This is a genomic window from Nonomuraea sp. CA-141351 (genome assembly GCF_050944675.1).
In the GTDB taxonomy this organism is placed as follows: domain Bacteria; phylum Actinomycetota; class Actinomycetes; order Streptosporangiales; family Streptosporangiaceae; genus Nonomuraea.
This window is the reverse complement of record NZ_CP191982.1, coordinates 8371545-8393781: the sequence shown is the minus strand read 5'-3', so window position 1 is coordinate 8393781 and position 22237 is coordinate 8371545. Positions and strand designations below refer to the sequence as shown.

Annotated in this window: 19 protein-coding genes; 7 read left to right on the top strand and 12 right to left on the bottom strand. The window is 69.6% G+C overall.

What is annotated here, in order from left to right; all coding sequences use genetic code 11:
- The first annotated feature begins 33 nt into the window (after positions 1-33).
- Positions 34-591: a TetR/AcrR family transcriptional regulator gene (locus ACQPWU_RS39550; protein ID WP_433430791.1), complete on the top strand. Its 558-nt coding sequence runs from the start codon at positions 34-36 to the stop codon at positions 589-591.
- Here the strand turns inward: ACQPWU_RS39550 and ACQPWU_RS39545 are convergent.
- From ACQPWU_RS39545 to ACQPWU_RS39535, 3 genes are all read right to left on the bottom strand, one after another.
- Entirely contained in the window at positions 529-2415 is a 1887-nt protein-coding gene (locus ACQPWU_RS39545; protein ID WP_433430790.1) for a wax ester/triacylglycerol synthase domain-containing protein, read from the bottom strand. The genes ACQPWU_RS39550 and ACQPWU_RS39545 overlap by 63 nt on opposite strands.
- A 142-nt stretch (positions 2416-2557) precedes the next feature.
- Positions 2558-3604, bottom strand: coding sequence for a sulfite oxidase (locus ACQPWU_RS39540; RefSeq protein ID WP_433430789.1), 1047 nt, complete (start codon positions 3602-3604; stop codon positions 2558-2560).
- Positions 3605-4162: 558 nt separating this feature from the next.
- Positions 4163-4993: a helix-turn-helix domain-containing protein gene (locus tag ACQPWU_RS39535; RefSeq protein WP_433430788.1), complete on the bottom strand. Its 831-nt coding sequence runs from the start codon at positions 4991-4993 to the stop codon at positions 4163-4165.
- Positions 4994-5078: 85 nt separating this feature from the next.
- On the opposite strand from ACQPWU_RS39535, the gene ACQPWU_RS39530 reads away from it, so the two are divergent.
- Positions 5079-6194, top strand: coding sequence for a zinc-dependent alcohol dehydrogenase family protein (locus ACQPWU_RS39530; protein ID WP_433430787.1), 1116 nt, complete (start codon positions 5079-5081; stop codon positions 6192-6194).
- 45 nt (positions 6195-6239) lie between these two features.
- Here the strand turns inward: ACQPWU_RS39530 and ACQPWU_RS39525 are convergent, their stop codons facing one another.
- Positions 6240-7010 (bottom strand): hypothetical protein, encoded by a 771-nt coding sequence (locus tag ACQPWU_RS39525; RefSeq protein ID WP_433430786.1) that lies wholly within the window; start codon positions 7008-7010, stop codon positions 6240-6242.
- A 107-nt stretch (positions 7011-7117) separates the two neighbouring features.
- Between ACQPWU_RS39525 and ACQPWU_RS39520 the strand changes: the two genes are divergently transcribed.
- Positions 7118-7267 (top strand): hypothetical protein, encoded by a 150-nt coding sequence (locus tag ACQPWU_RS39520; protein WP_433430785.1) that lies wholly within the window; start codon positions 7118-7120, stop codon positions 7265-7267.
- Positions 7268-7399: 132 nt separating this feature from the next.
- Here the strand turns inward: ACQPWU_RS39520 and ACQPWU_RS39515 are convergent, their stop codons facing one another.
- From ACQPWU_RS39515 to ACQPWU_RS39495, 5 genes are all read right to left on the bottom strand, one after another.
- Positions 7400-8416, bottom strand: coding sequence for a hypothetical protein (locus tag ACQPWU_RS39515; RefSeq protein ID WP_433430784.1), 1017 nt, complete (start codon positions 8414-8416; stop codon positions 7400-7402).
- Between the two features lie 303 nt (positions 8417-8719).
- Positions 8720-10399 (bottom strand): DNA polymerase/3'-5' exonuclease PolX, encoded by a 1680-nt coding sequence (gene polX, locus ACQPWU_RS39510; RefSeq protein WP_433430783.1) that lies wholly within the window; start codon positions 10397-10399, stop codon positions 8720-8722.
- Between the two features lie 40 nt (positions 10400-10439).
- Positions 10440-11408 carry an aldo/keto reductase gene (locus ACQPWU_RS39505; RefSeq protein WP_433430782.1) on the bottom strand — a complete coding sequence of 323 codons (969 nt, stop codon included), beginning with the start codon at positions 11406-11408 and terminating at the stop codon, positions 10440-10442.
- A 419-nt stretch (positions 11409-11827) separates the two neighbouring features.
- Positions 11828-12865, bottom strand: coding sequence for a zinc-dependent alcohol dehydrogenase family protein (locus tag ACQPWU_RS39500; RefSeq protein ID WP_433430781.1), 1038 nt, complete (start codon positions 12863-12865; stop codon positions 11828-11830).
- Between the two features lies 1 nt (position 12866).
- Positions 12867-13697, bottom strand: coding sequence for a helix-turn-helix transcriptional regulator (locus ACQPWU_RS39495; protein ID WP_433430780.1), 831 nt, complete (start codon positions 13695-13697; stop codon positions 12867-12869).
- A 104-nt stretch (positions 13698-13801) separates the two neighbouring features.
- Between ACQPWU_RS39495 and ACQPWU_RS39490 the strand changes: the two genes are divergently transcribed.
- From ACQPWU_RS39490 to ACQPWU_RS39480, 3 genes are all read left to right on the top strand, one after another.
- A complete protein-coding gene (locus ACQPWU_RS39490; protein ID WP_433430779.1) occupies positions 13802-14512 on the top strand; it encodes an SDR family oxidoreductase in 711 nt (236 codons plus the stop codon).
- A 35-nt stretch (positions 14513-14547) separates the two neighbouring features.
- Complete coding sequence (locus tag ACQPWU_RS39485) at positions 14548-15945, top strand: glutamate--cysteine ligase (RefSeq protein WP_433430778.1); 1398 nt, start codon at positions 14548-14550, stop codon at positions 15943-15945.
- A gap of 64 nt (positions 15946-16009) precedes the next feature.
- Positions 16010-17038, top strand: a complete 1029-nt coding sequence (locus ACQPWU_RS39480) for a hypothetical protein (RefSeq protein ID WP_433430777.1) — start codon at positions 16010-16012, stop codon at positions 17036-17038.
- Between the two features lies 1 nt (position 17039).
- Here ACQPWU_RS39480 and ACQPWU_RS39475 read toward each other — a convergent pair whose 3' ends face one another.
- Positions 17040-17765, bottom strand: coding sequence for a PaaX family transcriptional regulator C-terminal domain-containing protein (locus ACQPWU_RS39475; RefSeq protein WP_433430776.1), 726 nt, complete (start codon positions 17763-17765; stop codon positions 17040-17042).
- A gap of 31 nt (positions 17766-17796) precedes the next feature.
- Between ACQPWU_RS39475 and ACQPWU_RS39470 the strand changes: the two genes are divergently transcribed.
- Positions 17797-19458 carry an acyl-CoA dehydrogenase family protein gene (locus ACQPWU_RS39470; RefSeq protein WP_433430775.1) on the top strand — a complete coding sequence of 554 codons (1662 nt, stop codon included), beginning with the start codon at positions 17797-17799 and terminating at the stop codon, positions 19456-19458.
- Here the strand turns inward: ACQPWU_RS39470 and ACQPWU_RS39465 are convergent.
- Both ACQPWU_RS39465 and ACQPWU_RS39460 read right to left on the bottom strand, forming a co-directional pair.
- The gene (locus ACQPWU_RS39465; protein WP_433430774.1) at positions 19448-21757 is read right to left on the bottom strand and encodes a DUF4132 domain-containing protein; all 2310 of its coding nucleotides are present in this window, start codon (positions 21755-21757) and stop codon (positions 19448-19450) included. The genes ACQPWU_RS39470 and ACQPWU_RS39465 overlap by 11 nt on opposite strands.
- Before the next feature lies 1 nt (position 21758).
- Entirely contained in the window at positions 21759-22151 is a 393-nt protein-coding gene (locus ACQPWU_RS39460) for a hypothetical protein (protein WP_433430773.1), read from the bottom strand.
- Positions 22152-22237: the final 86 nt, after the last annotated feature.

The following is a 22237-nucleotide window of genomic DNA, read 5'->3' as shown; positions in this document are numbered from 1 at the left end:
TCCCGGGATGGCGGTGAAGTCGCAGGTGGCGCTATGGTGCGAGCTGTGGTGATCGGTGACGCGCGCACGCGCATCCTGGACGCGGCCGAGGAGTTGTTCGCGGGCAGCGGCTACGAGGCCACCCCGACCGCGGTCATCGCCCGGCTGGCGAAAGTGCCCAAAGGGCTGATCTTCCACTACTTCCCGCGCAAGATCGACGTACTGGTCGCCCTCGTCGACGAACGCACGCTGGTGGAGGAGGGGCGCGAGGTCGACGCGGTGCCCGGCGACCCGGCGCGCACACTGTCCAAGCTGGCGCGCGGCCTCCCCCTGCGGGCCTCACCCGCGATGCGGCGCATCCTGTTCAGGGAGGCCGACACCCATGGCTCGGTCAAGGAACGGCTCGGGCGGCTCAACGGCGAGCTGATCAGGCGCTCCAGGTTCGCGCTGGAGCTGGCGCTGCCCGGGGCGCGCGGGGACGCGGCCAGGCTGGAGGTGGCGGCGGCCACGTTCGCCGCCGTCCTGCTCTATCAGGAGAACCTCTGCCAGCTAACGGGCCACCAGATCGATCCCGACGCCGTCGCGGAACTCATCGCCCACTCGCTCGTCTAACAACTCGTCGAGCGCCGTACGCAGGTGGCCGAGCAGCCCCCACACGTCGTCCATCCGCTCAGGGCAGGCCACGATGCCGAAGTCGAGCATGCCGTCGTAGGAGAAGCAGGTGATGTTCAGGCCGCCGCTCATGTCGGTCAGCACGGACAGCGGGTAGTACGACAGCACTCTTCCGCCGCACAGATACAGAGGGAACTGCGGGCCCGGCACGTTGCTGACGATGAGGTTGACCGGCGGGAACGCCATCCCCGCCAGCCGGAAGATCGCCGGCGTGGCGAGGCTGGTCAGCGGGGCGGGCAGCACCGAGCACAGCTCGCTCAGCCAGGTCGCCGGGGCCAGCGCGAAACGCCGCTTGGCCCTGCTCATGGCGGTGCCGACGGCCTGGAGGCGCTCTCTGGGATCGGGAACGTTCGTGGGCAAAGGGGCGACCATGGCGGAGATCTGGTTGCCGACCAGGTCCTTGGCGTCGGCCGTACGCACCGCCACGGGGACGGCGACGATCAGCGGCGCCTCCGGCAGCGCGTCGCGCTCCTGCAGCCACGAGCGCAGGGCCGAGGTGCACAGGCTCATGACGACGTCGTTGACGCTCATGCCGTTGGCCTTGGCGACGTTCTTGACGTCCTTGAGCGAGAGCGAGCCGAACGAGAGACGGCGGCGGGCACTGATGGGGCCGTTGAGCGGGGTCCGGGGGACGGTGAGGCTGGGGAGCTCGGGGCGGTCGTGCCGGTCGCCGGAGACCATCCGCGCGGCCTTGGCGATGAGCTTGGCGCCGGGGATGCCCGCCGCCAGCGGGATGGCGTCCAGGTCCTCGGCCGCCCTGACGACCGACTGGACGGCCCGCACGGGGTGGGTCGCCGTCCGCATGGCCGCGCCTGCCAGCATGGCGACCAGCCCGGGCACGTCCTGCTCGGGCAGCCCGGGGATGCCCCGCTTCACCGGTACGGGAACGTTTCCTTCCCTCCCCGCGCCGGCACCGTTGTGAGCTGCGGCGCTGACGCTTTGAGCCGTGGTACGGCCGCCATTCGCCTTACCGGCACCATTCGCGCTACCGCCGCCGTTCGCGGTGCCGCGGCCGTTCACCGCGTGGCCACCGTTCGCGATGCCGCGCCCGTTCACCGCAGGGCCACCGTTCGCGGCGGCGTGGCCGTTCACCGTGGGGCCGCCGTCAGTGGCGGAGCCATGGTCCAAGGCGTCGGCGTCGCAGGCGGTGTGATCGACATCCAACGTGCGGTGGCCGTTCGTGCCGTGCCCGCCGTTCAAGCCGTCCGAGGCACGGGCCGCTATCGGGCGGGTACGTGGCTGGGGGCGGTCTGCGTGCGCGGTGGAGAGTCCTCTCCTCGTGAGGTGGCCGTCAGGGGTGAGGTCGAGCAAGGTGGCGAGGGTTTCCGCGCCCGAGATGCCGTCGATGGCGGCGTGGTGCACTTTCGTGTAGACGCCGACCCTTCCGTCCATCAACCCGTTGATCAGATGCATCTCCCACAGCGGGCGTGCCCGGTCCAGCCGGCGCGCGTGGATCGCCGCCACCGCCTCGGCCAGCTGCCAGTCGTCCCCGGGAGCAGGCAGCGTCAGCTCGAAGAGATGGTTGTCGATGTCGAAGTCCGGGTCGGCCGCCCAGTACGGGTGATCGAGCCCGAACGGCACCTCCGCCAGCCGCAGACTGAGCGCGGGCGACAGGTGGAGGCGCTCGAGCAGGAGCTCCGCCAGGGTGTCCCGGTTGACCGCTCCGCCGGCCGAGTCGAGAATCGCCAGGCCCGCCACGTGTGCGGCGGTGGTCGCGGTCTCGACATTGAGGAACTGGGCGTCGAGTGCGGTCAGCTGGCGCATCTGCTCTCCTTTTCCCGTGATCTGTGCAGCATCACACGAAGGGATTTCCGGAACGTTTCCGCGAGAGTCTTTCAGATGAATTCAGGTGTGCCGTACCAGACTTTAGTGAATGCCCAGCTCAGTCGCGATCGGTGACAATTACCTATCCAATGACGACGTCAATGGGGTGGCGCACGACGGCGTCGAACCCGTACCCGAACGGGTGCCGCGGCGTGACCATCGGCTGCGTGGCGCCCGTCTCGTCGGTGGCCCGCGCCATCAGCACCTGAGCCCCCGCATGGCGGGGGGCCCATGAAATGTGCCATGGCAGCCACGCGCTGACCAGGTGCTGCCCGTGATGTTCCGCCTGGCGCCAGCTGAGCCCGCCGTCGAAGCTGACCTCCACCCGGACGATCCTGCCCCGCCCAGACCAGGACCGTCCGCGCAGGATATGGGGGCCGGCGAGGGACAGCCGCGCATTCCAGGGGAGTTCGAACGAGCTCTTCACCGGCTGGACCGTGACGTCCGGGTAAAAGACCGTGTTCCATGGTGTGAAGAGCTCTGTTGTTGAAACTTCTATATCGCCGAGCCATTTGATGGAGGCTATTCCCACCCATCCCGGCACCACCAGCCGCACCGGAAATCCATGATCTGGGGGCAGCGGCTCGCCGTTCATTTCGTAGGCGACGAGGACGTCGTCCATGGCCTTGCCGATCGGCAGCGGCCTGCGTACATGCCCGTGATCCTCGAACGGCGCGTCGAGCCCGGTCGGCAGCACGTCGACCGCCCCGGGGAGCAGCCCGACCTCCTTGAGCAGGTACTTCAACGGCACCCCGCGCCACCGCGCGACCCCGATGGCGCCCAGCCCCCACTGCGTGCCCGGTGCGGCGTCGTGCTGCTGCGTGCCGTAGAACCGCCGCCCGTTCCCGGCGCACTCGATCGCCACGTCGAACGTCCGCGACGGCATGGCCCGCAGCTGCTCGTAGCTGAACTCGCGCGGACATCGAACGCCCGCTCCGTGCACCCGCAGCCGCCATGTGGTGACATCGATGATCGGGGTCGAGGTGTGGTTCCGCACGAAGAACCGGTCGTTCGGGGTGTGGTATCCCTGCCCCGACATGGCCTCCCACCGCATCTCCGCATTCAGGCCGTGCACCCTGAACAGGTGGTCGGGCAGCGGCTTCACGATCGCCGCCGTCGCTTGTTTCATGGCAGTCACCTCCTAAGACTTATTTCCTACCTGGAAACCATTTAATCTCCTCAGGCCGTTCCATGGCGCCCATCGTTGCCAAACTCTGTCCGACCAGTACAGGAACGTTCCACTTCTCCACCTCGGGCCTTACCCGCCGCGGGGGAGCCGGGAACCGACCCCCGGCCCGGCTATCCTGCCCCTTTGCACCCCGCGTCACCGGCCTGTCGGCTGTGGCACCGCCGACCGCCACTCGGCCTCCCGCTCCGGCTTGCACCTCGGTGGTACGTGTCACCAGCGGCCCTGTCGGCTGTGGCGCCGGCGACTGCCGTTTGGTCCCTCTCCCGCTCGTCGGCAGCCCGTGTGACCAGCCCTGACGTCAACGGGAGCGGAACCGCCTCCCCGCCGGGTGCCGTCGAGCCGCTCGGAGGCTCGCCGACGGGTGCCGTCAATCGCCTGGGACGTTCTCCGCCGCGTGCCGTCGGGCGCCTCGGACGCTCCCTGCTGGTGCCGCCAACCGCCACGGACGTTCCCCGTCGCCCGGCTGCATGAGCGGGCATGATCACCTGACCTGCCGGGTCACTGACGTGGATGCCCCTGGTGGTCGTGCTTTCCGGTTCGGCGTCGCTCGGCCCGGATGCGAAGGAGTTCGGCGGTGGTCTCATCGGCCGGCAGGAACGCCTCCAGGTGGAGTTCGGCGAGCGTGATGTCGGTCGCAGTGGCGAACGAGGTCAGCGTGGTGATCAGGCGCAGCTCGCCGTCGGCCGACGCCAACCGCATCGGTACGGAGAAGCCGAGGTGGCCGGGGCCGACCGGGGTCTGCGGGACGTATTCGGCCAGCTCGGCGACGAAGTCGTCCAGGCGCGGGTCCGGACTCCGCCGCGCCCGGGCGCGAAGGTTCTCGATGACATGTCGGCCCCACTCGTCCATATTGCGCACTCTGCGTCCCATCCCGTCTGGATGGAGCATCAGACGCAGCATGTTGACCGGCGGTGTGAGCAGCTCGGGGGAGGCGTCCTCGGTGAACACCTCGACGGCGTCGTTGGCCGCCACCATCCGCCCGTAGGGTGCGATGACGAGCGCCGGATACGGCATATGGCCGTGCAGGATCTGCTCAAGGGCCATGCGGACCGGGCGCAGCGCGGATTCGTCCAAGCCTGATTCGGCGAATATCGGTGCATACCCCGCCACGGCGAGCAGATCGTTACGCTCCCGCAGCGTCAGGCCGAGCGACTCGGCCAGCCGGATCACGAGGGGCCGACCGGGCTGGGAGCGGCCACTCTCGATGAAGCTCAGGTGACGCTGGGTCGTGCCGGCCAGCGTGGACAGTTCGAGCTGGCTGAGCCGGCGCGCCCGCCGCCAGCGACTCAACTCCGCGCCGACGCCGCTCCGTTCAATCGTGCTGCTCACCAGACATTTCTATCCAGTCCCATCCACACTGGCGATTCCCTCGAGGGAATTGCTGGACGCCCCGGCCACTGTGGAGGATCCCGGCATGGAGCGTGAGACCGCCCCCGAAATCGTCCGCCGACTGACCGTTCCCGGCGCCGAGGGGCCGGTCTTCACGCATGATCACGAGATCGCGAAAGGTCGTTCAATGAAGAGCTATCACCTTGATCCGGGGCATGGCCTCACCGGGCTGACGGTCCAGGACCACGACGAACCGGAACCTGGGCGTGGGCAGGTCGTGGTCAAGGTTCGCGCGAACTCGCTCGGTTTCCGCGACCTGATGGTGCTGGCCGGCAACTATCCGCTGCCGATCAGGCCCAGCGTGGTGCCCGGCTGTGAAGGGGTGGGGGAGGTCGTGGCCGTCGGCGAGGACGTCAGCCGGGTCAAGCCGGGCGACCGGGTGGCGGCCACCGTCTTTCCCCGTTGGCTGGATGGTCCGTTCATACGGGACAACGCCGCACAGCTCGGGACGACGGTCGACGGCATGTTGACGGAGTACGCCGTACTGAGCGAGGACGGCGTCGTGCACATCCCGGAGCACCTGTCCTTCGAAGAGGCCGCAGCGCTGCCGTTGGCGGCGGTGACCGCCTGGAACGCCCTGACCACGGGCGGCGCGCTGCGCGCCGGAGCGACCGTGCTGACCTTGGGGTCGGGGGGCGTGTCGCTGTTCGTGCTGCAGTTCGCCAAGCTGTCCGGTGCCCGGGTGGTCGTGACCACGTCCAGTGCCGCCAAGGCCGAGCGGCTGAAGGCGCTCGGGGCGGACGAAGTGATCAACTACCGGGATGACCCGCAATGGTGGGAGAAGGTCCGTGCCCTCACCCACGGGGTGGGCGCCGATCACGTCATCGATGCGACGGGGCCACTTGAGCAGTCGCTGAAGTCCGTTGCGCTCAGCGGCGAGGTCGCCTTCGTCGGCTACACGCTCTCCGGAGCCGAGGGAGCCCGGCCCATCGACCCGGCGACCCTGTTCGGGGCGGGTGCGGTGCTGCGCCGCGTCGCCACGGGCAGCCGGACCCATTTCGTCGAGCTGAACCGCGCCGTTGAGGCCCATCGGCTGCGTCCGGTGCTCGATCGGGCGTTCCCGTTCGAAGATGTCCCAGACGCTTTCCGCTACGTGGAGTCGGGCGGCGGCTTCGGCAAAGTGATCATCACCCACGACTGACGGCCGGGGAACTCGAGCCCGCTGGCCGCCGATCGGGGATGGAGGTCACTGATGCGTGGGTGGAAACGGCTCGGTGCGGCTGGGCAATGTGGGCTTCACGATCGAGGCGAATGGTTCGCCGGCGTTGAGGCGTTCGATCAAGGACAGGATGGCCGCGTGATCTCCGTTCTGGTGGAGCCAGCGGCTCACCTGGCAGGCGGACTTGGCGTACGTGCCGGGATCCCTGCTTGCCGTGCCCGTCCACTCCTCGAGCGTGGCAGGCAGCGGGACGGTCGGCGCGACCAGGCAGCGGTCCGGGGACGACTTGGAGGCCAAGTAGCGAGGGTCGTCGGACACCACGACGGCCAGGCCCTCGTCGAACCACTGCGGGACCTCCGCCCCCGACGTGAGGCGGGTGTGGAGCTCGACATGGGACATCTCGTGGGAGGAGATCACCGCGTTCACGCCGCGTGGCGACAGCATCACCGAGCGGTTGAGGATCGCTATGCCGCGCTCCTTACCGCCGCCGATGTGCTGGTAGCAGGACTCCGTTAGGCAGACGAGCAGAGTGGGTGAGCTCACTCGAGTGCCGTAGAAGGTCGCCACCCGCTTGCGGGCGTCCGCGGCCACCTGCCTTATCTGTGCTCTCTGGGCTTCTGAGAGGCCGGGCTCGGCGTAGACGCCCTGCTCCAGCTCGGTGAGGCCGTAACAACCGGGGCAGGTGGTCGCGGCCACTGACGGGTAGGCCAGGACGACTCCGGCGACGGCCGCGACCAGCAGGGCCGTCAGGGCCGCCAGGATCCGGGCCCACAGCTTGCGCGGCCGATCTCTCGGCATCCTCTTCATCGGTAGCGGTGGCCTCCGTGGTGGCGGGCGGGCTGGCGGGAACACTCTTTCGTATTCTTGGCCCCGGCACATCCGCCTAGAGTTTGTCATCCTCAGGGTTGACGGCGGCCGATGAACGTCTCGTTTCAGGTTGCCAGGGCGGGCTGCTCGACGTGCCCGTCGGCGAGCTGTGCGTGGCCCGGTTGATCATTGTCCGGCGGGCCCTCGCCGGAGTCGACCTCGCGATCGCGTTGGCGCGCTTGAGCTGATCACCGGATCGCGATCGATTCAGGACGTCCGTCAGCGGCACCGCAGGTCCCGAGGCCGGCCGTACCGCACCCGAGCTTCAGTCCAGGTCCCGCCACCGGCACCTGGCCGGCCGCCTTGCCGGGGCAGTGCCTTCATTCCGAGGACGCGGTGGTCCCCCGGATCTCCGCCGCCGCAACGGTGGTCTTCGGCCCATGCGCATCAGCAGCGGGGAGCTTGATGGCGGCGACCAGAAGGGCCACGCTCGCGCCGATGCTCAGAACATGTTCGATCACCGCGACAACGGGATATTCCGCCGGCATGTAGTCCCAGGGCCGGATGAGGGCCAGCGGAAGCTTCCAGCAACTCCAGGCGAACAGCGACCCCGAAGCCGCGAATACCAGCGTCATCGGAACCCACAGCGGCAGCCGGGCAGGGCGACGACGGTCGAGCACCAGCATGCTCCAGCCACCGATCAGAGCCCACAGTCCCGCGTTCCCGTTCAGCAGCCGCCCGTTGAGATCCAGATGGGCGGTGTCCAGGCCGATCGTCCCGCCGAACCCCCAGTACAGCCAGAGCAAGCCCAGCACCACGGCCGCGAGCATCCCCGGCCTGGCCCAGCATGAGACGCGGGGCCGGCTCTGTCCGACCCGCCCCAGGAAATGACTCGGCCATCGCTCCCTCAGATAGATCGGAAGGGCCACTGCCAGCCCTGCCGCCATCCCGGCGAAACCGATGCCGATGAAGACCGTCTCCCACCCGGGCGCCGGCTCCGCGCCGCCGCCCCGGTCCACGCCGGACGCATCGAGGACCGCGCTGATCATCATGTACGGGAGCATCGGAACCAGGAAGCCGGCACCCACCCAGGAAAGGAAGATCACGGGAAGTGCGGGCAGTCGCCGCCCCCATCGCTGGGCCAACGCCAGTCCCAGAACGACCCCGACCCCGGACATCCCCACCGTGACGGTGTTGAGCCCGACCCAGCCGGCGGTGCCGACGTCCGAAGGCCCATGCCCGGCCAGCGCGGCCACGATCCAGATGACCTTGACCACCAGATAGAGCGACATCGTCAGCGCGGCCGCATAGCCCGCTACTTTGCGTGCGGAGCTCCACCGCGCGCCGACGATCCCGGCGGCCGGCCGCACCTCCTGCCCCGGTGACCACCGCGTCAATTGGCCCTCGCCTTCTCCGTGCCGACGTCCGACACTGACGATCCTTCCGCCGGCCGCCCGTGCTGGGCTCCCCCCGGGAGGGGAATATCGCACGGGCCTTCCCTCAGATGGGCGATGGCAAGATCCCCCATAAGGGGGGGTGCGTACCGGCGGCTGAGCCGCGGTGAGGCAGGGCGGCCATTGGGCAGCCGGCGACAAGAGAAGGGGCGAGTTACGAATCTACATAGTAAAGGGCACCGCGTTGCCGGTCGAAGGGCACTGGTGGCGTCGCCTTGTCGTGCCGAGAAGGCGACGCCGTTGGCGTTATCGGCCGAGGAAAGCGAGGAGCCGGTCCAGCGGCCAGGTGTTGATGACGTCGTCCGTGGTCAGCCAGGCCCGCTGCGCGATCCCCACCCCGAACCGCTGGTTCGCCAGGTGCGGGATCGCGTGCGAGTCGCTGTCGATCGAGAACTTCACCCCATGATGCTTGGCCAGCCGCACCAGGTCCGACGGCAGGTCGGACCGGTCGGGGAAGGAGTCGATCTCCATGGCGGTCCCCGTGCGGGCGGCCGCGCGGAAGACGGCGTCCCAGTCGGCGTCGACGGCCGGCCGCTTGCCGATCTTGCGGGTGGTCGGATGCCCGATGATGTCCACGTACGGGTTTTCGCAGGCCGCGATGAAGCGCCGGGTCATCTCGTCGCGTGACATCCCGAAATGGGAGTGCACCGAGGCCACGCACACGTCGAACTCGGCGAGGATCTCCCCGGGCCAGTCGACGGACCCGTCGGGGGCGATGTTGAGCTCCGTGCCGTGCAGGAGGCGCATGTCGGGATATTTCTCCTGGAGCTCGGCCACCTGCCCCCGCTGCTCCAGCGCCTTGTCCAGGGTCATCCGCTGCATCGCCAGGTCGGGGGCGTGGTCGGTGACCGCGTAGTACGCGTAGCCGCGGGCGTGCCCGGCCGCCACCATGTCCTCCAGCGAGGCGATGCCGTCGGTCAGGTCGGTGTGGGTGTGCAGGTCGCCCTTCAGATCCTCCAGCCGTACCAGCGCCGGCAGCTCGCCGCGCAGCGCCGCCTTGACCTCGCCGCCGTCCTCGCGCATCGGCGGTGGCACGTACTGCATGCCGAGCGCGGCGTAGATGTCCTCCTCCGAGGCGGCGGCGATCACCCGCTCGCCCTCGAACAGGCCGTACTCCGACAGCTTCCAGCCCTTCTTCACCGCCATCTCCCTGATGGCGACGTTGTGCTCCTTGGAGCCCGTGAAGTACTGCATCGCCGCGCCCCACGACTCGGCGGGCACCACGCGGAGGTCGACCTGGATGCCGGACGTCGTGCGGATCGAGGTCTTCTTGTCGCCGGCCGCGATGACCTCGGCGACGTAGGGCTGGGCGCGGAAGCCGGCCATGATGGACTCGGGCGCGACCGCGAGGATGTCGATGTCGCCGATCGTGTCCTTCATCCGCCGCAGCGACCCCGCGTACGCGATGCGCTCGGCCTGCAGCGAGGCCATCACCTGCTCGGCCAGCGACATGGCGACGCCGATGTGGACGCGGCGGCCCGACTGCTCGAGCTGCTCGATGCCCTTGACCAGGTTTGCCAGCGTCTTCGGGCCGAGGCCCTTGACGCCGTCGAGGCGGCCGGAGGTGATCGCCTCGCTCAGCGCCGCGGTGGAGTCGATGCCGAAGTCCTCGAACAGCATGATCGCCGTCTTGGGCCCCAGCGTCGGCACCCGCGTCAGCCTGCGCACGCCGTCGGGCACCCGCCCCCGCAGGTCGTCGAGCTGGCGGAAGCTCCCGCGCTGCAGGAACTCCTCCATCTTCTTGGCGATCGCCTCGCCCACGCCGGGAACGCCGCGCACGTCGACCACCGAGATGTCCTCAGGGAACCCGGCGATAGCCTTGGCCGCCTTCTGGTAGCTGCGCACCCGGAAGGCGTCGCCGCCGCAGAGCGCGAACAACTCCGCGTATTCCTGCAGCGCCGCCGCCGCCTCCTCATTTGCCCGCATGCCCACACCCTAGAAGGTCGGGCCGACAATCCGGGAACCGCTAGAAGCGCACCTCTCGCGGGCGGTACTGCTCGCCGAGGAAGGTCAGCTCCGATTCGGTCAGCGACACCGACACGGCCGCCACGGCGTCGTCCACGTGCCGGTCCTTGGTGGCCCCCACGATCGGCGCGGTCACAGTCGGCTGGTGGAGCAGCCAGGCCAGCGCGACCTGGGCGGCCGGAAGGTCGCGGTCCCTGGCGACCTGCGCGACCCGGTCGAGGATGGCCTTGTCGTTCTCCGGGTCGTACAGGAAGTCGATGCGCTCGTCGGAGCCCGTCCGCGCGGTCGTCGCCGACGAGCCCGCCCTGGCCAGCACGCCGCGCGCCAGCGGGCTCCACGGGATCACACCCACGCCCTGGTCGGCGCAGAGCGGCAGCATCTCGCGCTCCTCCTCGCGGTAGAGGAGGTTGTAGTGGTTCTGCATCGAGACGAACTTCGTCCAGCCGTTCCGCTCGGCCACGTGCTGCGCCTTGGAGAACTGCCACGCCCACATGGTCGAGGCGCCGATGTAGCGGGCCTTGCCGGCCCTGACCACGTCGTGCAGTGCCTCCATGGTCTCCTCGATGGGCGTCTCTTCGTCCCACCGGTGGATCTGGTAGAGGTCCACGTAGTCGGTGCCGAGGCGCTGGAGCGAGGCGTCGATGGCGGCGTGGATGTGCTTACGTGACAGCCCGCGGTCGTTGGCGCCCCTGCCCATGGGGAAGTACACCTTGGTCGCCAGCACGTAGTCCTCACGCCGGGGGAAGATCGCGCGCAGCGCCTCGCCGGTCACCACCTCGCTGGCGCCGAGGCTGTAGAAGTCGGCGGTGTCGAAGAACGTCACGCCCGCGTCGGCGGCCCTGCGGATGATTGGCTCCGCCTCGTCGCGCGCCAGTGCCCACTCCTGCTTGGCGGGATCGCCGTAGCTCATCATGCCGAGGCAGATGCGGGAGACCTTCAAACCGGTGTTGCCAAGTCTTGTGTATTCCATGCCGCCCACCATACGGGCCCGATTGGTCCGGTTAACCAGGGGCGCCGCCACGGCTCCGCCCGGATATCACGGTTGAGGTCCGGTGAAAGACCTTTGGCCACGATCAGTGGGATCGTCTGATCCGGTCTGATGTCCGGAAGCGGACGGGTCTGGTTAACCGGGGCACCGCCGGGAAGTCATGGGTTCTCGCAACACGTCTGGCTCCGTCGATCCAACCGCATATCGGGGGTGGGGTGGAAGACACTCGTCGCGGACCTGTGTCATGGGCGCGGATCACCATGCGTCCTTGCGGTCGGCCAGGTTTACAACGTCTGCGGGCCCCCTAATCCTGACGTATCGACTCGATTGTAAAAAGTCTTGCTTTGTGACGGTCAGACCAATAACCGGATTTTCGGCGAACGGACCCGGACTCCGGACGATCAGTGTCCGGATCGGGGAGTGATCATCGTGACACCCGGCACCGATCCGATCGAGGCCAGCGCCTTGCCGGCGTCGGCCAGACCGATCGTGCGGGTGATGAGCTGGTCGGGGTGCAGGATCCCGGCCCTGATCATCTCCAGCATCGGCGGGTACGCATGCGCGGCCATGCCGTGGCTGCCCAGCAGCCGCAGCTCGTAGCCGATCACCCGGCCCATCGGCACCGGAGTCGGCCCGCCCGGCAGCAGCCCCACCTGGACGTGACGGCCCTTGCGGCGCAGGCTCTCGACGGAGGCGGCACATGTCTGCGGGCTGCCCAGCGCGTCGATGGAGACGTGAGCGCCGCCCCTGGTCAGCTCCCTGACCTGGGCCGCCGCGTCACCGGCCGAGCCGTTGACGAAGTGCGTGGCCCCGGCCCGCTCGGCCAGGTGCAGGGCGTCGGTGTTGACGTCCACGGCCACCACGCGGGCCCCGGCCGCCGTCGCGATCATCACGGCTGACAGGCCCACGCCGCCGCAGCCGTGCACCGCCACCCACTCGCCGGGACGTACCTCGCCGACCTGCGCCACGGCGCGGAACGCGGTGGCGAAGCGGCAGCCGAGCCCGGCCGCCGTGACGAAGGCCATGTCCTCGGGGATCGCGATCAGGTTGACGTCGGCGTGGTCGATGGCCACGTACTCGGCGAACGAGCCCCAGTGCGTGAAGCCCGGCTGCGTCTGCCGCTCGCACACCTGCTGGTCGCCGGTGGCGCAGGACGGGCACGAGCCGCAGGCGCAGATGAACGGGACGGTCACGCGCGCCCCCGGCAGCCAGCCGCGCACGTCGGAGCCGACCGCCTCGACGACGCCCGCCAGCTCGTGGCCCGGCACGTGGGGCAGGACCTTGATGTCGGGGTCGTGCCCCTGCCAGCCGTGCCAGTCGGAACGGCACAGCCCCGTCGCCTCGACCCTGATCACCGCCCCATGTGGCGCGGGGGACGGATCAGGCAGCTCGCGCACGTCGAGCTCTCCACCGAAGACATCAAAGGCAACCGCTTGCATCTCATGAGCTTAGAGTCAGTTGCCGCAGGTCGCGCAAGGCCTGGTGCGACGGCGAGCCGGGTTCGGTGGTGTAGAGGACGAGACGGAGGTCGTCACGGTCGGGCACGGACATGACCTGGCAGATCGCGTCGATCGTGCCGACCGCCGGATGCGTGACCTGCTTGCGCTGCTCCCTGCGGACCTCGACCTCGTACCTGGACCACAGCTCGGCGAAGTGAGGGCTGAGCGCGAGCAACTCGGCGACCAGCGCCTGGAGCCTGCGGTCGTCGGGGTAGCAGCCCATGGCCGCCCGCAGGTCGGCCACCGATGAGCGGGCGAAGCGGCTCTTCTCCTCGTCGTCGAGGTGCTCGGCGATGTCGGGGGACATGAAGACCCAGCGGATGACGTTCCTGTTCTCGTCCGTCACGCTGTCGAGGCCGCCCATGAGGGCGCCGGCCAGGGGGTTCCAGGCGCGGATGTCGTAGCGGGCGTCCAGCACGTACGCGGGGACCTCCTCGAGGAAGGAGATCAGGTGCAGCAGGCTCTCGGGTACGTCCTCTCTGATCTGCGGGGCCTCTACGGCCTGGCCTGCCAGGTGGAACAGGTGGATGCGTTCGTCCTGGGTCAGCATGAGCGCCCGGGCCAGCGCGTTGAGGATCTGCCGCGACGGATGCGGGCCTCTGCCCTGCTCCAGCCTGATGTAGTAGTCGATCGACATGCCCGCCAGCTGCGCGACCTCCTGGCGCCGCAGTCCTGGCGTGCGGCGCCGGTCGCCGGCCGGCAGACCCACCCCGGCGGGGGTGACGTGGGCGCGCCTGATGCGCAGGAAGTCGGCGAGTCCGTCGCGGTTCATGTCCTCCATCCTCCGCCATGGCGGCCCGCACGTGGGTGGTACCGCTGATACCAGGCTCTCCAGGTCTCTCCCGGACCGGCTGCGACCTGCGTGAACGTGGAGGCATGACGAAGATCGCACTCATCACGGGCGCCAACAAGGGAATCGGCTACGAGATCGCGCGGCTGCTGGCCGGGCAGGATGTCACCACGATCGTGGGAGCGCGGGACGAGGAGCGCGGGCGGGCCGCCGCGGAGCGGCTCGGGCAGCCGTACGTGCGGCTCGACGTGACCGACGAGGCGAGCGTGACCGCCGCCGCGAAGTGGATCGAGCAGGAGTACGGAAAGCTGGACATCCTGGTCAACAACGCCGCGATCGGCGGCGACATCAGCTCCATCACCCCCAGTACCACCCCTGCGGCGGCGGTCAGGGAGGTCTACGAGACGAACGTGTTCGGCGTCGTGGCGGTGACCAACGCCATGCTGCCGCTGCTGCGGCAGTCGGAGGCCGGGCGGATCGTGAACATGACGAGCGAGCTCGGCTCGCTGACCATGGCGATGGACCCGGAGACCCCCTACTGGCAGTTCAACGTGCTCCCCTACAACTCCTCCAAGACCGCGCTCAACATGATCACCGTCAGCTATGCCAAGGAGCTGATGGACACCCCGATCAAGGTGAACGCGGCCAACCCCGGCTACTGCGCCACCGACCTCAACGGGCACACCGGGTTCAGGACGGCCGAGCAGGGCGCGGCCATCGCCGTGCGGCTCGCGACCCTCGGCGCCGACGGCCCCACCGGGGCGTACCTGGAGGATGCCGGCGTGATCCCTTGGTGAGGTGTCAAGACCAATGAATCGGACAGAAGGGGGTGATGGGACGAGATCTGGATAAGGAGCGATTCACCGAGGCGGAGTACGCCGCCTTCGGGGAGCGCATCCAGGAGCAGCTCGGCGTACTGCGCGAGCTGCTCGCAACCCCCGGCTTCGGCCAGGGCCCGGCCACCATCGGGGCCGAGCTGGAGCTGTTCCTGATCGACGAGCGGGGGCGGCCGCTGCCGCGCAACAGCGAGGTGCGCGACGCCCTCGACGACCCGCGCGTGGTGCTCGAGCTGGGCCGCTACAACATCGAGGTGAACCTGACCCCGACGCCCCTGGCCGGCGAGCCCTTCGCGCGGCTCGGTGACGAGGTGCAGGAGACGATCACCAAGGTGGACGAGGCCGTGGAGGGCGGCGGCGCGCTGCCCATCGGCATCCTGCCGACGCTCGACGCCGAGGACTTCACGGTCGGCGCGATGAGCGACCAGAAGCGCTACCGGGCCATGAGCAGGGGCATCAGGCGGCTGCGGCTGGAGCCGTTCCTGGTCAAGATCGACGATCTGGAGCTCTCGGTGGAGGACGTGATCCTCGAGAGCGCCAACACCTCCTGGCAGGTGCACATTCGTACGCCGCCCGATCGGTTCGCCCGGCTGTTCAACGCCGCCCAGCTCGCCATCGGCCCGGTGCTGGCGGCGTGCGGCAACTCGCCGTTCTTCCTGGGCAGGCGGTTGTGGGAGGAGACACGGATCGCGCTGATGGAGGAGGCCGCCGACGACCGGGACGTTCAGCGGCGCGAGCGCAGGGACGGGCGCGTCACGTTCGGCTCCGACTGGGTGCGTGAGGGCGCTTACGAGCTGTTCGAGCGGTACGTGCGGGACTACGACCCTGTCATGCCCAGCCTCACGGACGACGCGGAGCCGTACGAGGTGCCCGAGCTGCGGCTGCACCAGGGCACGATCTGGCAGTGGAACCGGCCCGTCTACGACCCGGCGGACGGCGGCCACCTGCGGATCGAGATGCGCGCGCTGCCGGCGGGGCCTTCGTGCGCGGACATGGCGGCGAACACGGCGTTCCTGATCGGGTTGACGTTGTCGCAGGCGGAGCGGGATCTGACCGGGTACCGGTTCGCGCAGGCGTACCAGAACTTCTACCGCGCGGCCATGCACGGGCTGGACGCCAAGCTGTCCTGGCCGGGCGAAGACGTCGAGTTCGAGGCGGCCGACCTCGTGCTCCGGCTGCTGCCCGAGGCGCGGCAAGGGCTGCTCGCGGCCGGGGTGACGCCGTCCGACGCCGACCGCGCGCTCGGCGTGATCGCGCAGCGGACCAGGCTGCGCCGTACGGGGGCGGCGTGGCAGTGCGAAGCGCTGGAGCGGTTCCGCGGCGACCGGGGGCGGCTCGTACAGCTTTACCGCGAGCTGGCGCTGTCGGGGCTGCCGGTACATTTGTGGCGCTGAACGCAAACCTCCGTCGCTTGCCGTCCGTCAAACTTGGTCAAAGGACGGCAAAGGTGAGGATCAAATGGCGGCAACGGGGATGGTACCCACGGACAAGGCGCGTCTGGCCTTGCGACAGGAGACGGGCGACCTGGCCGAAGGGGCGGCCAAGCTGGCGGGGGAGATCGGCGGCACCGGCGTCGAGGCGGTGCTGGCGCAGGCCAACCGGGTCGCGGCACACAAAGGGGCCTCGGGCGCGATCGGGTCGATGAGGCCGCGGCCCGTCGAGTGGTACGCCTTCGACGACAAGGACGAGGACACCGTCGACTGGTATCCGCAGGGGCTGACCTGCTCCGACGAGTCCGGCTCCATCGGGGTGCCGGCGTTCCTGGCGACCTGGTACTTCAAGCCGGACGCGGGGGAGCGGGGCATCAGGGTGTCCTTCCTCAGCCCTAAAACCCTGAAATATCAGCATGCGCTGCTGGTCGAGGCGAAGCCGGATGGTTCGTACGGGCCGATCAACATCCACGCGGGCGGCATCGCGTGCGACGGCGACCTCGTCTACATCGCCGACACCAAGAACGGGCTGCGCGTCTTCGACCTGAACCGGGTGCTCGACCTGCGTACCGCCCAGAACGACCTGGGCGACCCCAAACGGATCGGGCGGCACAGCGGCAAGTTCCACGCGTTCGGCTACCGGTATGTGATGCCGCAGACCGACTTCTGGCGGGTCGCGAAGGAGGGGCCGCACTTCTCGTTCCTCTCGATCGACCGCAGCCGCGGCACGTCGCGGCTGGTCAGCGGCGAGTACCGGGAGAACGACCCGGGCGGCTGGGTGGCCCGCTGGCCCCTCGCCCTGTCCGGTGGCGAGCCCGAGGACGCCTTCGTGATGGGACAGCCCAAGATCCAGGGGGCCGTCTCGTGGGGCGGGAAGTGGTACCTGAGCCAGGCGGCCGGCGCGGCCGCCAACGGCAAGCTGCTCGTCCACACCGACGGCAAGCTGGAGACGAGGGGCTTCCCGATCGGGCCGGAGGACCTGACGGTGCAGGGCGGCAAGCTGTGGAGCGTCACCGAGTTCAGGAACAAGCGGATCATTTTCGGCGTGCCCCTGTGACTCAGTCCTTGAGACGGTTGAGGTGCTCGTACAGCACCTCTCGGTAGCGGCGGTCGAAGTCGTCGTAACGGGCCCGCAGCTCCGCGCCCGGCCAGTCGGCCGATAGCAGCTCCTCCGGGAGCAGGGGGTCGGCCAGGAGGTGGCGCAGCACGGCGGCCGAGACCAGGAAGCCTTCGGCCAGCCCCTCCGCCCGCTCCAGGGCCCGCTCGAGCCGGTGGGCCTCGGCCGCCCAGCCGTCCAGGTCCCACAGCAGGGGAGTGGGATCGCCGTGCGGGCGGCCGTCGATCAGCGTGCACTGCGCGGTGACGGTCTCCGGCCACCGGCGGACCAGGTTGGCGGGCCGCATCCAGGTGCCCTCGCGCAGCTCGGCCAGGCGCAGCGCGGTCATGGTCTGCCGGAACGCGGCCCGGTCGGCGGGCGCCCGCCGCTCCGCGGTGACCACGGCCACCTCCCACATGCCGTCCCACGGTTTGGTGTGCGGGTCGCGGCTCTCGTCCTGCCGGGCCTGGCGCTCGACGAGCCGCTCCGAGAGCGTGTAGAAGCGGCCGTCCTGGAGGAGGTCGCCCGCCGCGACCATGCGTGACAGCGCCACCCGTACGGTGCCCTCGGCGATGCCGAACAGCGCCCCGATGTGCACCAGATGACGGGCCGGAAGGCGCGGCGGGTGGCTGCCCAGCAGCGCGCTCAGCACGGCCGATCTGGCACTCAGGTTGTTACGCTCTTCCATCGCGTGTCGAGTATATGTAACACTCGCGAGTATGGGGCGCTATCTCATCGAACCTTTCGACCACAGCGACCGCTACGCCACCGAGCGCTACCAGGGTGCGGCCGGTCGCAACTGGTGGACCTGCGATCCCACGCTGCGGCTGCTCATGCGGCGGCACCTGGGTGAAGGATTCGCCTGGGCCGAGCCGCACCTGGACAGGCTGGGCGCGCTGATGGGCGGGCTCGTCGCCGAGTGCGCCGAGGAGACCGACCGCAACCCGCCGAGGCTGGAGAAGTACGACAAGTGGGGCAGGGACGTCAGCCAGGTCGTCATGCCGCCGTCGTTCCAGACGGCCAGGCGGGCGCTCATGGAGGACAACTTCACCTCGCCGTCGTTCGCGGAAGAGGCCCGGGCCCATGGGGCGAATCCGGCCGCGCTCGCCGCCGCCTGGACGTACCTGCTCGACCAGGCCGACATCGGGATGGGCTGCGCGCTCGGCACGGGCGGAGACATGGTGGTCTCCCTCGCCGAGAAGTACGCCCCGGAGGACGTACGCGAACGGGTGCGTGAGATCTTCGCCAACGGCTTCTACTCCGGCGAGGCCGCTCAGATGTTCACCGAGCGGACGGGCGGCTCGGACCTGGCGGCGCTGGAGGCGACGGCGGTCCCCGCCGGCGACGCGTGGCTGCTGACGGGCTTCAAGTGGTTCGCCTCCAACGCCAACGGCTCCGCGTTCGTGGTGCTGGCCAGGCGCCCTGACGGGAGCGTGTCGCCGTTCCTCGTGCTGTGGGAGCGCCGGGACGGCACCCGCAACGGGGTGCGGATCAGGCGGCTCAAGGACAAGCTCGGCACCAGGTCGGTCGCGTCGGCCGAGGTCGAGTTCACCGACGCCGAGGCCTTTCCGCTGTCGGGAGAGGGCTCCGGCTCGGGGCTCGGGACCATGATGAAGCTCACCAACGCCTCCAGGCTCGGCGTGGCCATGATGGGCGCCGGCGTGGCCAGGCGCTCGCTCGTGGAGTCGATCTGTTACGCCAGGGCGCGCGAGGCGTTCGGACGGCCGCTCATCGACCAGCCGCTGATGCGCCGCAAGCTCGGCGAGCTGATCGTCGAGGTCGAGGCCGCCCAGGCCCTCGTCTTCGACGGCCACGTCGGCCCCCGCCTGCGCATCGCCCCCGCCCTGATCAAGCTCCGCGCCGCCCGGCTCGGCGTGACGGCGGCCAGCGACGCGATCGAGGTGCACGGGGGCAACGGCTACATCGAGCAGTGGCCGGTGGCCCGGCTGCTGCGCGACGCCCAGGTCAACCCGATCTGGGAGGGCGGCGACAACATCCTCTGCCTCGACGTGCGGCGCGCGATGGTGAAGGAGCAGGCCCATCTGCCCCTTCTCGACCGCCTGCGCGACCTGGCCACCTCCGACCTGGTGCACGCGCGCATCGACGACCTCGCCAAGGCTGTCTCGGCGTGGGCGGCCCTGGAGCCCTCCGTGGCGGAGGCGCGGCTGTATCCGCTGGCGCAGTTCATGGCCGACGTGTACGCCGCCGCGCTGCTGGAGAACCAGGCGACGTGGGGGCTCGACGACGGCCGCAAGGCGCTCGTGGCCCGCCTGTACGCCGAGACGCACCTCGCCGACCACGGCCCGCTGCGCGGTATCGACCGTGCGGCCGAGAGCCTGGACCGCTTCGACGATCTCCTCGTGGGAGCGCTCAGCCTCTGATCTGGCGGGTGATGGAGGGATCGCTGATCGCGGTGTCGGCGGCCAGGAGGAACGCCTTCGACAGGATGATCGACAGCATGCCGCCATCCTCTTCGAACGGCAGGAAGACCTGGTCGCCGGAGCCGCGGGGGACGATGCACAGGTAGGCGTCGTTGGGTTCCATGAGGATGTTGCCCGAGCCCAGGTGGATCCTGTAGGTGCGCAGATCCCCCCGCACGTGCAGGAAGCGGTAGGTCAGCGTGCAACGGTCGGCGATCGCCAGGCGGGGCAGCAGCCTGGCCAGGGCGTCGCGGCGGACCTGGGCGGACTCGGTCAGGTCGCCGAAGCCGTAGGACTGCCAGTATTCGCCGTGTCCCTCCGGGTCCAGGCCGGTGGAGGTGACGCCGACGGCCAGATCGGCGTCACGCAGCGTCTCCGACAACGTCAGCGCCGGCACCTCGGCCAGCGGCACGCGGTCCCGCATGCCGCTGGTGAAGTGGATGACGCCGCTGACGCAGATGGAGGCGGTGCCGTAGTCGTCCCGTTCGCCGGAATCCGCGTCGAGGTGGAAGTCCCAGTGCGCCGTCAGGCTGTCGGAAAGCTCCTTGGTGGCCTCGGACTCGCCGGACCCGTACACCCAGCCCCAGTGGCCCAGCGACAGGCCGGTCCAGCCGCGGCCGGTGAGCAGTGCCTTGGCCTGGCCGTAGCGCAGCAGGTGGCCGGCGAAGCGGCGCGAGTGGTCGCGGGTCTCCTCCTCGGCCGGGGTGAGCAGGTAGACCTCGCGGAAGGCCTGCTTGAACGGCTGGCGCAGGCCGATCTCCATCAGGTGGTCGCGCCAGGCGCGCACCTCGTCCGCCGAGTGCGCGATCGGATGCCACAGGAGAACGGGTGTGTCCGGGCGGGGCTGGATGCGGCGGCCGGCTGGGTCGGTCAGTTCCCAGGCGCCGTCGACCTGGACCGGGAGCCCGGCGGGGCCCTGGAGGATCTCCCAGATCAGGGCGCGGCCGAAGGCGCCGGTGACCGGGTGGTCGAGGTAGTACTCGCACACCTCGTGCCAGCGCCAGATCCGCTCGGTGGCCAGAGCGCGCTCGACGCGGAAGCGCTCGGCGGGCAGCGCTTTCTTCAACTCTTTGGCGGTGGCCTTGAACTCGGCGAGCAGGTCCCGGTCGACGGTCTTGGGGATGGTCTTGCGGCCTTCGTAGGCGACGGCGCCGTCTAACGACAGCCGGAGACCGTGCTCGGTACGAATGCCGTCGGGTCCGAGGCCGAACGTCGGGACGGTGCGGTCCATCAACCGCTCGGGTGCCAGCCCGGTCCGTTCGGCGACCGCCTCCAGCGTGCGGTTCACCCCGGCCAGGATGGTCTTCTTGCGTACCTTGGCCTGCACGCGCGCCAACTGGGGGACCACCTCCAGGCCGCCGCGCCGGGCCAGCACCCCGATCGCCGCGTTGGCCAGCAGCTCGCTGCGGGCGTTGGCGCCCGACCCGCCGATGCCGGTGCCGCAGGTCACGGCGACGTCGCCGAGCAGCGCGGTCATCCACGGCTCGTCGATCAGCTCGCACGTCCAGACCATGCCGCGCAGCGGAACGGCGGTGCGCTCGCGCAGGAAGACGGTCTCGGTCCACTCCACATCGCGGTACGGGTGCCGGAACGTCGCCTCGCGATGGGCGGCCACCTGGCGGAGGACGTCGGCGATCACGTCGGCGGCCGGCGCGTTCAGCAGGGCCGCGGTCCGCTTGAGCCACGTGGGGCTGGGCTTGGAGGCGGTGGCGGTGGCCCAGTGCCGCAGCAGCGGCAGGACCTCGGGGGAGGCGAGCCGAGAGGCGAATTCGGCGGCCAGCCGGATCGCGAACGGGTCGTCCTCCCACATGACGTTGCGGACGGCCGCGGCGGGATCGCCGGTCTCCGGCTCGGTCAGCAGCTCCGTCACCGGGCCGCGCAGGATCTCCCACGCCTGCGGGCGATACCGGCGGAAGCCCTCGGGCACCCAGTCCAGCGCGATCCGCCGCTCGGGGTAGGAGATCGAGGCAGTGGCGGCGAGCGGCACCTGGTAGAGATCGGCGTCATCCTGAGGCCCCGAATAGACCAGGCGCCACAGACCGGCCACCGTGTTCCTGGACCAGGCCGGCATGTTCTCGGACACCTGGCGGAGCAGCTCGCGGCGGCGAGGGTCGGCCGGGACGGCGCAGAATCGGTCCACCGCCCATACGCCGAAGATCTCGCCGGGCTCGCCGGCCATCGGCTTTCCCTCCTCGAAAGCCCGGTCCAGCCGCGCGAACTCCTCCTCGTCGGCCTGGCTCAGGTGACCCCACGCGTCCACATCAGCCTCCGACCAGGGGAACGAGCTTGACGAACGACACCACCGGATCGGCGGTCAGGTCGATCTCCTCGTCGAGGTCCTCGATCTGCCGGTCGTCGATCAGCAGCAGGAAACCGTTGCGGGCGAACGCGGCCTCGGCGGCGTCGGCCTGCTTCTCCCAGTCGAGCCTTCGTGCGGTGCGCATCCGGTAGCCGTTCAGCTCGGCCTCGGCGTCGGTCGGCTTGACCAGGCCGCGGAAGTGCTGGGACGGGGCGGCGTTGTAGCGGGCCACCTCCTCGCGGACGCGGAGCCGTACGAGCTCGCGGGCCGAGATCCGCTCGGGAAGGTCAGGGAGGGAGAACTCCTCTAACGCCCGGCCGGTCGCCGTCTCATCGCGAAACACCACTGATGCCATCGAACACCCTGTTCTGCGAAATATCTGATGATGGCGCAATTCATAGCAACAGCGAACGACAAATCGTCGGCCCCGCCCGGCATACT

Excerpts from the sequence above, each read along its gene's own strand:
- ACQPWU_RS39550 (WP_433430791.1), top strand. The coding sequence starts at position 34 with ATGGTGCGAGCTGTGGTGATCGGTGACGCGCGCACGCGCATCCTGGAC.
- ACQPWU_RS39545 (WP_433430790.1), bottom strand. The coding sequence starts at position 2,415 with ATGCGCCAGCTGACCGCACTCGACGCCCAGTTCCTCAATGTCGAGACC.
- ACQPWU_RS39540 (WP_433430789.1), bottom strand. The coding sequence starts at position 3,604 with ATGAAACAAGCGACGGCGGCGATCGTGAAGCCGCTGCCCGACCACCTG.
- ACQPWU_RS39530 (WP_433430787.1), top strand. The coding sequence starts at position 5,079 with ATGGAGCGTGAGACCGCCCCCGAAATCGTCCGCCGACTGACCGTTCCC.
- ACQPWU_RS39525 (WP_433430786.1), bottom strand. The coding sequence starts at position 7,010 with ATGCCGAGAGATCGGCCGCGCAAGCTGTGGGCCCGGATCCTGGCGGCC.
- polX (WP_433430783.1), bottom strand. The coding sequence starts at position 10,399 with ATGCGGGCAAATGAGGAGGCGGCGGCGGCGCTGCAGGAATACGCGGAG.
- ACQPWU_RS39505 (WP_433430782.1), bottom strand. The coding sequence starts at position 11,408 with ATGGAATACACAAGACTTGGCAACACCGGTTTGAAGGTCTCCCGCATC.
- ACQPWU_RS39500 (WP_433430781.1), bottom strand. The coding sequence starts at position 12,865 with ATGCAAGCGGTTGCCTTTGATGTCTTCGGTGGAGAGCTCGACGTGCGC.
- ACQPWU_RS39495 (WP_433430780.1), bottom strand. The coding sequence starts at position 13,697 with ATGAACCGCGACGGACTCGCCGACTTCCTGCGCATCAGGCGCGCCCAC.
- ACQPWU_RS39490 (WP_433430779.1), top strand. The coding sequence starts at position 13,802 with ATGACGAAGATCGCACTCATCACGGGCGCCAACAAGGGAATCGGCTAC.
- ACQPWU_RS39485 (WP_433430778.1), top strand. The coding sequence starts at position 14,548 with ATGGGACGAGATCTGGATAAGGAGCGATTCACCGAGGCGGAGTACGCC.
- ACQPWU_RS39480 (WP_433430777.1), top strand. The coding sequence starts at position 16,010 with ATGGCGGCAACGGGGATGGTACCCACGGACAAGGCGCGTCTGGCCTTG.
- ACQPWU_RS39475 (WP_433430776.1), bottom strand. The coding sequence starts at position 17,765 with ATGGAAGAGCGTAACAACCTGAGTGCCAGATCGGCCGTGCTGAGCGCG.
- ACQPWU_RS39470 (WP_433430775.1), top strand. The coding sequence starts at position 17,797 with ATGGGGCGCTATCTCATCGAACCTTTCGACCACAGCGACCGCTACGCC.
- ACQPWU_RS39460 (WP_433430773.1), bottom strand. The coding sequence starts at position 22,151 with ATGGCATCAGTGGTGTTTCGCGATGAGACGGCGACCGGCCGGGCGTTA.